This is a genomic window from Burkholderia sp. GW821-FHT14F03 (assembly GCF_058803765.1).
The window spans coordinates 154,080-162,893 of record NZ_JBXAPG010000012.1; the positions used below are offsets into that span (position 1 = coordinate 154,080).

An 8,814-nucleotide genomic window follows, 5' to 3' on the forward strand; every position below is an offset into this window, starting at 1 on the left:
AGGATTCGCCGATGGCGCCCACGCAGTACTTCCGCAGCCTCGCCGGCAAGGACCGCAGCGCCGGCGGCAACCGCCACCTCGGCTTCTCGCTCGCGTTCGTCGCGGGCGCCGCCAACGCGGGCGGATTTCTCGCGGTGCACCAGTACACCTCGCACATGAGCGGCATCGTGTCGTCGATCGCCGACGAGGCGATGCTCGGCAACCTCGTGCTCGCGCTCGCCGGCATTGCCTCGCTGCTCGCCTTCGTCGCGGGCGCCGCGGGCTCGGCGCTGCTCGTCAACTGGGGCCGGCGGCGCGGGCTGCAGAGCCAGTATGCGTCGCCGCTGCTGGTCGAGGCCGCGCTGCTGCTGTGCTTCGGCCTGCTCGGCAGCCAGCTTGCCGCGCATCGCACGCTGTTCGCGCCGCTCACGGTGCTGCTGCTGTGCTTCATCATGGGCCTGCAGAACGCGATGATCACCAAGCTCTCGAATGCGGAGATCCGCACGACCCATGTGACCGGCATGGTCACCGACATCGGCATCGAACTCGGCAAGCTGTGCTATCCGAACCGCGCGGACGACCCGGCGCTGCCGCCCGTGCGCGCCAACCTGCCGCGCCTGCGGGTGCTCGCGACGATGCTCGCGATGTTCCTCGGCGGCGGGCTGCTCGGCGCGGTCGGCTTCAAGCATGTCGGCTATTCGGTGACCATCCCGCTCGCCGTGATCCTCGCCGTGCTCGCGTTCGTGCCGCTCGTCGATGATCTGCGCGCGCAGGTCGGGAAGCGGTGGCGCTGAGGCGGCGCGCGGTGCGTGGCGGTTGGTTGACGGACGATGCCGGGCCGTGATCGGCGGGCTCGCTTTCCGGTCATTTCGGCGGGCGCGGCACGCGGGGCAATGACCCGCTCACCGATCATCGCGCCGCGCCCGCGCCGATTCGTGTCGCTCGTCCATGACCCGCGCGCCCAGGTTGACAAGCTGTTGCGCCAAGCCGCGCGGCGCGGCTGTTTGTTGACGGACGGGGCCGGGCCGCGCCCCGGTCATTCCACCGTACGGGCACGGCATGCGGGGCAATGACCCGCTCACCAATCATCGCGCCGCGCCCACGCCGATTCGTGTCGCTCGCCCGCGACCCGCTTGCGCAGGTCGACAAGCTGTTGCGCCAGACGGCGCGCGGCGCGGCTGTTTGTTGACGGATGGTGCCTGGCCGTGCCCCCGACCATTTCGGCGGGCGCGGCACGCGGGGCAATGACCCGCTCACCGATCATCGCGCCGCGCCCGCGCCGGTTCGTGTCGCTCGCCCGCGACCCGCGCGCCCAGGTCGACAAACTGTTGCGCCAAGCCGCGCTGTTGCGCCAAGCCGCGCGGCGCGGCTGTTTGTTGACGGACGGGGCCGGGCCGTGCCCCGGTCATTCCACCGTACGGGCACGCGGAAGAATGCTCCGCTAACCGGTCGTCGCGACGAGCCGCGCCTGCGCCGAGGCGAGCCTCACCCTCAGCCAGCGTTCGAGCCGCTGGCGATCGGCGCGCGGCAAGGGCCGCGCGGTCGCGATGCTGAACACCGGCACCGGTTCCGCTCCCGGCGCATTTACTCCCGGCGCACTCACCACCATCGCCCCCGGCGCCCACTCCGCCGCGTCCCCATACAGCACCTCGCGAATCTGCGGATACTGCGCATGCAGCTCGCGCGCGACCTGCGCGAATTCCGCGCGCCGCGCTGCATCGCGATCGAGCGCGCCCTGCAGGCGCACGATCGCCTCGTCCTTGTCGTCGAGATGACGCCGGGTCGCCTCGTTCGCGGCCACGAGGTCGCGCACGATGCTCGCCTTCAACGACGATTCGAGCCGCCCCGCGTCGATCTGCTCGTCCCCCGCCTGCCGCACCGCGAGCCGGCTGTCGGGCAGCCCGTAGGCGGGCAGCTTAAGCGCCAGCCGGTCGAGTTGCTGCTGATCGGCGCGCCGGCCGACCAGCGTCACCTCGATCGAACGCGCGGCCGGCAGGATCCGCGTATTCGCGACCACCGTTTGCGGCAGCGACAGCTCGTCCTTGATGAAGGTCTGCGCGCGCGCCGTGAACACCTCGTCCGCCACCAGCCGGTACGCGAGAAACACGCTCGGCACCGCCGTCAGCACCACCGCGGCGAGCACCGCGCGCCGCACGCGGCGCTGCATCCGCTCGTCGACCTGCTGCGCGGGCCGCATCCGGATCGCCCAGGTGACGAGCACCGTCGAGAACGCGATGAACACGCAGTTGATCGAGAACAGGTAGGACGCGCCGGCGAAGTAGCGCAGGCTGCCGTGCGCGAGCCCGTAGCCGGCCGTGCACAGCGGCGGCATCAGCGCGGTGGCGATCGCCACCCCCGGAATCACGTTGGTCTTTTCCTTGCGCGTCGCGCCGACCATGCCCACGAGTCCGCCGAACAGCGCGATCAACACGTCCCAGATGCTCGGCGAGGTGCGCGCGAGCAGTTCGGAATGCGCGCCCGTGAGCGGACTCAGCGAGAAATACAGCGTCGAGGTCGCGAGACTGATCAGCGTCGCGATCCCAAGGCTCTTCAGCGAGCGGCGGATCAACACGAAATCGTAGATGCCGATGCCATAGCCGATGCCCATGATCGGCCCCATCAGCGGCGACACCAGCATCGCGCCGATGATCACCGCGGTCGAATTGACGTCGAGCCCGATCGACGCGATGAAGATCGCGGCCATCAGGATCCACAGATTGGTCCCGCGCAGGCCGATCCCGCCGCGCAGGTCCTCGTCGATGACGGCCGGCTCGGCCTGCCCCTCACGCAGGCTGAAATAGCGGCGCAGCACCGCGCGCAGCCGCGTGGCGCGGCGGGAGGCAGATTCCGGGGAAACGTCGCGTTCGGTGTCGGTCATGGGGGCTCTCGCGTCGGCGGCGCGCGAACGGCGCGCGGGCTCCGGGCCGTTGCTGCGCGCCGCGCGTCCACCCGCCGGACGTCGCGCCGCCAACCCGGGTCGAATCCGCATTGAAGCATCGAAATTCCCCTCCGGCAACGGCGGGCCCGCCGTGCGTGGCGGCTGGAACGATCCGTCAGCGCCGCCTACACTGGAAGCGTCCCACCCGCCACGTTCCCGATGACCGCTCCATTCGCCAACCGCGTCGACGCCGGTCGCCAGCTCGCGCTGGCGCTGCCCGCGCGCGTGCTCGCGCAGCCCCTCGTGGTCGTCGCGCTGCCGCGCGGCGGCGTGCCGGTCGGCTGGGAAATCGCGAAAGCGCACGGGTTGCCGCTCGAGCTGTGCGTGGTGCGCAAGCTCGGCGTGCCCGACCATCCGGAACTCGCGATGGGCGCCATCGCGGCGGACGGCGTGCTCGTGCGCGAAGCCGCGGTCATCGCGGCCGAGCGTGTGACGGATGCGGCCTTCGCCGAGGTGCTCGCCGCGGAGCGCGACGAACTGGCGCGCCGCGACGCGCGCTATCGCGGCGGCGAACCGATGCCCGACCTGGACGGCCGCACCGCGCTGCTCGTCGATGACGGAATGGCGACCGGCGCCTCGCTGAAAGCCGCCGTGCGCGCATTGCGCCTGCATCATCCGGCCGCGCTCGTGGTCGCCGTACCGGTCGCGCCGGCGGACGCCGCGCATGAATTCGACGCCGATCCGATCGACGCCTTCCTCTGCCTGCGCACCCCACCGTTCTTCTTCAGCGTCGGCCAGGCCTACCGCGACTTTCGCGCGGTGGGCGACGAAACCGTGCTCGCGTGCGTCGCCGAGGCGCGTCGCGACGTGCACTGAGCGCTGCGTTCAGCGCCGCGCGCCGCGCGGCCGCGCCAGCGCGCGGGCGGCCAGCGGCGTCGACATCACGATCGAGGTGCGCGTCTCGCCATAGGGATTGAGCCGGGCCAGCAGTTGCTCCAGATCCCCGATGCCGAGCGCGACGACCTGGATCAGGTAGGAATCCGCGCCGGTCACATGGTGGCAGGCGAGCACCTCCGGAATCGCGTCGAGCAGCTTCAGGAATTTCGCCTTCGCGGGCTGCGGCACCGTGATGCCGATCAGCGCGGCCACGGGATAGCCGGCGGCGGCGGGATTCACGCGCGCCGCGTAGCCCTCGATCACGCCCGCCTCCTCCAGGCGCCGCACGCGTTCCGTCACGGCGGGCACCGACAGTCCGACGCGACGCGCCAGCTCCGTGTAGGTGGCGCGGCCGTGTTGCTGGAGCACGCCCAGCAGTTGCCAGTCGATATCGTCCATCTCTGCATGAAGATTTAAGGCGATCCGCGCATCCTGCCTTAAAAAACGCCTTCCACCAAGCCGGGCCGCCGCCTACGATGGAATCCGTCAAACCGGCCTCACGCCGGACGGGAGAGGTATCAGGTGGCCTTCGTCAACGCACTCGTGATCGGTTTTTGCATCGCCGCGCCGGTCGGCCCGATCGGCATGCTGTGCATCCAGCGCAGCCTGAACCACGGCTTTCGCACGGGCTTCGCGACCGGCCTCGGCGCGGCCTGCGCGGACGCGCTCTATGGGCTGCTCGGCGCGCTCGGCGTCGCGGGCGTCGCGACCGCGCTGCCGATGCTGACGGTCGCGCTGAAGCTCGCGGGCGGCCTGTTCCTGGTCGGCATCGCCGTGGCGATCGCGCGCGCGACGCCGGCCGCCGATGCGCGTGAGACCCGCGCGCCGCACGCCGCGCGCGCGTTCGCGACCACCTTTGCGCTGACCGTGTCGAATCCGATGACGATCGTGTCGTTCGTCGCGATCTTCGCGGCGCTCGGCCCGCTGCCGGGCGCGCGCGATGCGTCCGCGTGGCGCGCGATCACGCCGCTCGTCGGCGGCGTGTTCGCGGGCTCGGCCGCCTGGTGGCTGTGCCTGAGCGGCGCGAGCGCCGCGCTGCGCACGCGGGCCAGTGCCGGCCTCGTGCGCGGCGTATCGCTCGCGGCCGCCGGCGTGATCGCGCTGCTGGGCGTCGCGCAATGCGCGGCCGCGCTGCACGGCCTGCTGCAAGCCGTTTGAACGCAGCGGCGGTCCGCCGCGCCAGCCGCTAACCGCGCGCGCCGCTCGACGCGGGTTGCGGCGCGCCCCGCGCCGCGCCGTCGCGCGCCTGCGCACGGTCCGCGCGCGTCAGCAGCCAGGTGGCGATGCGATCGAGCGCCGTGCACATCACGAGGTAGATCAGCCCGACGAACAGGAAGATCTGCGCGGGATAGACCATCAGCCGGTTGTTGATCTGCGTCGCGATGAACGACAGCTCCGGTACGCCGACGATATAGGCCAGCGAGGTGTCCTTGACGAGCGACACCCATTGGTTGACGAACGACGGCGTCATGATCCGCGCCGCCTGCGGCAACAGCACGCAACGCAGCGTCTGCCAGCGCGTGAGCCCGAGCGACAGGCCCGCCTGCCATTGGCCCGCGCCCGCCGCGAGAATGCCCGCATGCACCGAATGCGCGAGATAGGCACCGCTCACGAGCGACAGCGCGCACACCACGGCCGCGAGCCCGGGCACGTCGACGTGCAGCAGCACCGGCAGCAGGAAGTAGGTCCAGAAAATCAGCATCAGCACCGGGATGCCGCGGAAGAAGCCGATCACGATGAGCAGCAGCGCGCGCCAGGGGCCGCGCGCGAGCGCAAGCGCGACGCCGCCCAGCACGCCGAGCAGCGCGGACGCGAGCGCGGAGATGACCGCCAGCACGAGCGACAGGGCGGCGCCGCCGAGCGGGCCGTCGGGGAATGCGCCGACGAGCAGGCGCGGCAGGTTGTCGACGAACAGGGAGAGGTCCATCGTCAGCGCCCCGCGAACGGTTGATCGCGCCGATGGGCGCTCCAGTGCGCGACGGCCTCGACGGCCGCGATCGCGACGATGTAGAGCACGGTCGCGACGCCGAACGAGGCGAAGGTCCGGAACGTCTCCGTCTCCACCTGGCGCGACGCGTACGACAGCTCGGCGACGCCGATCGCCATCGTCAGCGACGAGTTCTTGATCAGGTTCATGTATTGCCCGAACAGCGGCGGCAGCGCGATGCGCACCGCCTGTGGCAGCACGACGTGGCGGAACGCCTGCAACGGCGTGAGACCGAGCGCGGCCGCCGCGTGATGCTGCCCGGCGGGCACGCCGCGCAGGCCGGCCTGGAATTCCTCGGCGACGAACGCGCTCGTATAGGCGCTGAGCCCGACCCAGCCCGCGACGAACTCGAACGACGGCCAATGCAAGGTGAAGCCGGCAACGCTCATCGCATGACGCGTGTTGAGCCAGCCCATCACGGCCTCGGGCAGCAGCGCGGCGACGCCGAAATACCAGAACAGCAGTTGCACGATCAGCGGCGAATTGCGAAACGCGACGATATACGCGCCCGCCGCGCGGCGCAGCCAGCCCGCGCGCGCATGCCGCGCGCTCGCGAGCCCGAAGCCCGCGAGCGTCGCCGCGACGGCCGCGGCGGCCGACAGGCCCAGCGTGAGCAGGAAGCCCTGCCCCAACCACATCAGATACTTCGGCGCCAGACCGCTTTCCATGTCGATTCCCGCCGCCGGACGGCGGCGCTGTTCCGTGAGTTGCGTGAAACACCGCGCGCCCGGATTCGGGCGCGCGGCAGCGGCGCGACGTCGCGCATCGCGCCGCTCGGCGATGGCGGCCGGGTCAGGCCTTGTCGCCGATCCTGAAGATGCGCGTGAGCGGCGTCTTGGTGGTCGGACCGAACCAGGCGTTGTAGATCTGATTCGCGCGGCCGCTGGCTTCCAGGCCCTTGAGCGTGTCGTTGACGAACGCGACGAGACGGGGCTCGCCCTTCGGCACGCCAACGCCCATGTAGTCGTTCGAGATCGTGAATGCCGGGACTTCGTAGCGCTGCTTGTCCGGCACGTTGGCGAGCAGGCCGATCAGCTTCGGGCCGTCCTGCGTGATCGCCTGCACGTTGCCCGCCCGCAGCGCGGCGAACGCGAACGGCGTGTCGTCGTAGGCGACGATGGTCGCCTGCGGATATTTCTCGCGCAGCGTGATCTCGTTGGTGGTGCCCTTGTCCGCGCCGATCCGCAGGCTGTTCAGCTGGTCGGCCGATTTCAGCACGCCCTTCTTGGCGAGAAACTGCTGGCCCGAGGCGAAGTACGGGATGCTGAAGTCGATCTGCTTCGCGCGCTCGTCGGTGATCGTGAAGTTCGCGAGCACGAGATCGACCTTGCCCGAGGTCAGGAACGGAATGCGGTTCGCGGGGTTGGTCGGCTGCAGTTGCAGCTTCACGCCGAGCTTGTCGGCCAGCGCCTTCGCGTAGTCGACGTCGAGCCCGACGACGTGATTCGATTTCGCGTCGACATAGCCGAACGGCGGATTGCTGTCGAAGGTGGCGACGCGCAGCACGCCCGCCTTCTTGATGTCGTCGAGCCGGTCCGCGTGCGCGGCGACGCCGGAGGAAATGAGCGCGGCCCCGAGGAGCCAGGTAGCGAGAGTGTGGATTTTCATGAGCACGACCTGCTTGTTATGTTGACCGCCGCGGATCGCGCGACGGCCCGTTCCCGTTCGGCGGAGGGCTCGCGGCGGGTAAGGCCGCGAAGCCGCTAACGTACCAGCGCGGCGCGCCGATCCGAACCAACAAATCGTGCTTTGCTCAGCCATTTTCGTGATGACGCGGCGGGCCGTCACGGAAACGTGAAGGTGAACTCCGCCGCGCCGCCCGCGTAGCCCGGCTTGAGCGCGCCGTCGGCGCCCGTGCGGATGTACTGCGCGTGCAGCAGCATCTCGGCGGTATCGCCGATGCGACGCATCGGGTATTGCCGTGCGACGCCGGGCTCGTCATAGGCGATGCGCGCGCCCGACAGCGTATCGGTCATCACGATGTTGAAGCCCTGCGCGAGCGCCTGTCCGCCCGGCGCGCTCAGTTGCAGCAGCGTCTTGTCCGGATTCGGCTGCACCGCCTTGTCGCGGAAACTGATGGCCGGCTTCGCCGCGGCCGCGCAACGGTTCAGCACGATGCTGAAATTGACGGGCTGCGACGTGGCGTTGACGCTGCCGAACTGGCTCAACGAGAAGTGGCCGAGATTGACCGGCACGACGAAGTTCGACTGGACCTCGCAGGTATTCGGCACCTCGATCGGGCCACCGCCGCCGAGCGTCAGGTTCTCGACGCCGGTGTATTTGATCGAATGATTGCATCGGTTCGGCGGCATGATATAACCCGGCACCTCCACCGTCTCGCCCGGGATCGCCTCACCTTTCTGCAGGTCGATGGCATACACCTCGGTGATGGGGTTGCCGAGCAGGCTGCTCACGACGAGCTTGCCCTCCGGCAATTGCGAGGCCGGCTTCTCGAGAATCAGGTATTGCCGCAAGGTCGCCACGCCGGTGTTCGTTTGCGGCGGCCGGCCATCCTGCATCAGCCTCTCCGTCGCCAGCACCAGCGGTCTCGAGGTCTGCGGGAACGTGCGCTCGACCCCGTCCTTGCCCACGCCCACCCACTTGAAGCCGATCCCGTCCACATTCGTTTTCGCGATGCCGTTCCGGATGTAGGTATAAGGCCCCCAATGCCCCGCATAGACCAGTTCGTGCTCGTATGGCAGCGCGAAGCCGAATCGGTAATTGACGGTCAACGAGATCGTCCGCTGGTACAGGGTCGCGCCGACGGGCGTGGACTCGGTGAGCGGCGTGACCAAGCGCCAGGGCGTACCTTCGGTGTTGCCAAACCGGCAGTCGTTCGCCGTCGGCCCGGCATGAGCCGGTTGCGCGCCGCCCGCGAGGCAGAAGCCTGTGAGCGTCAGCCAGGCGAACAGGAACGTGCGCATGCGTGGCGAAATCGTCATATCGTTGCCTCCAGTCGTGGGGGGGGGGGGGGGGGGGGGGGGGGGGGGGGGGGGGGGGGGGGGGGGGGGGGGGGGGGGGGGGGGGGGGGGGG

At 70.1% G+C, this 8,814-nt stretch carries 10 protein-coding genes; 3 read left to right on the top strand and 7 right to left on the bottom strand.

The annotated features are described in order from the left end of the window. Positions 1–11: 11 nt before the first annotated feature. Positions 12–773 carry a YoaK family protein gene (locus AC1RQF_RS10650; RefSeq protein ID WP_274003330.1) on the top strand — a complete coding sequence of 254 codons (762 nt, stop codon included), beginning with the start codon at positions 12–14 and terminating at the stop codon, positions 771–773. A 284-nt stretch (positions 774–1,057) separates the two neighbouring features. On the opposite strand, the gene AC1RQF_RS10655 is transcribed toward AC1RQF_RS10650, so the two are convergent. Together AC1RQF_RS10655 and AC1RQF_RS10660 are read right to left on the bottom strand one after the other, a co-directional pair. After that, a complete protein-coding gene (locus AC1RQF_RS10655; protein ID WP_492872013.1) occupies positions 1,058–1,303 on the bottom strand; it encodes a hypothetical protein in 246 nt (81 codons plus the stop codon). A 117-nt stretch (positions 1,304–1,420) separates the two neighbouring features. Next, a complete protein-coding gene (locus tag AC1RQF_RS10660) occupies positions 1,421–2,857 on the bottom strand; it encodes a DUF389 domain-containing protein (RefSeq protein ID WP_492872014.1) in 1,437 nt (478 codons plus the stop codon). 219 nt (positions 2,858–3,076) lie between these two features. On the opposite strand from AC1RQF_RS10660, the gene AC1RQF_RS10665 reads away from it, so the two are divergent. Beyond that, the gene (locus AC1RQF_RS10665) at positions 3,077–3,733 is read left to right on the top strand and encodes a phosphoribosyltransferase (protein ID WP_274003333.1); all 657 of its coding nucleotides are present in this window, start codon (positions 3,077–3,079) and stop codon (positions 3,731–3,733) included. 9 nt (positions 3,734–3,742) lie between these two features. Here the strand turns inward: AC1RQF_RS10665 and AC1RQF_RS10670 are convergent, their stop codons facing one another. Further along, positions 3,743–4,192, bottom strand: a complete 450-nt coding sequence (locus AC1RQF_RS10670) for an Lrp/AsnC family transcriptional regulator (protein WP_274003335.1) — start codon at positions 4,190–4,192, stop codon at positions 3,743–3,745. A 123-nt stretch (positions 4,193–4,315) separates the two neighbouring features. Between AC1RQF_RS10670 and AC1RQF_RS10675 the strand changes: the two genes are divergently transcribed. After that, positions 4,316–4,951: a LysE family translocator gene (locus tag AC1RQF_RS10675; RefSeq protein WP_274003336.1), complete on the top strand. Its 636-nt coding sequence runs from the start codon at positions 4,316–4,318 to the stop codon at positions 4,949–4,951. Between the two features lie 28 nt (positions 4,952–4,979). Here AC1RQF_RS10675 and AC1RQF_RS10680 read toward each other — a convergent pair whose 3' ends face one another. From AC1RQF_RS10680 to AC1RQF_RS10695, 4 genes are all read right to left on the bottom strand, one after another. Beyond that, positions 4,980–5,720 (bottom strand): amino acid ABC transporter permease, encoded by a 741-nt coding sequence (locus AC1RQF_RS10680; protein WP_274003337.1) that lies wholly within the window; start codon positions 5,718–5,720, stop codon positions 4,980–4,982. A gap of 2 nt (positions 5,721–5,722) precedes the next feature. Further along, complete coding sequence (locus tag AC1RQF_RS10685; RefSeq protein ID WP_274003339.1) at positions 5,723–6,448, bottom strand: amino acid ABC transporter permease; 726 nt, start codon at positions 6,446–6,448, stop codon at positions 5,723–5,725. Between the two features lie 124 nt (positions 6,449–6,572). Further along, complete coding sequence (locus AC1RQF_RS10690) at positions 6,573–7,388, bottom strand: ABC transporter substrate-binding protein (RefSeq protein ID WP_274003340.1); 816 nt, start codon at positions 7,386–7,388, stop codon at positions 6,573–6,575. A 176-nt stretch (positions 7,389–7,564) separates the two neighbouring features. Continuing rightward, positions 7,565–8,722: a fimbrial protein gene (locus AC1RQF_RS10695; RefSeq protein WP_274003341.1), complete on the bottom strand. Its 1,158-nt coding sequence runs from the start codon at positions 8,720–8,722 to the stop codon at positions 7,565–7,567. Positions 8,723–8,814: the final 92 nt, after the last annotated feature.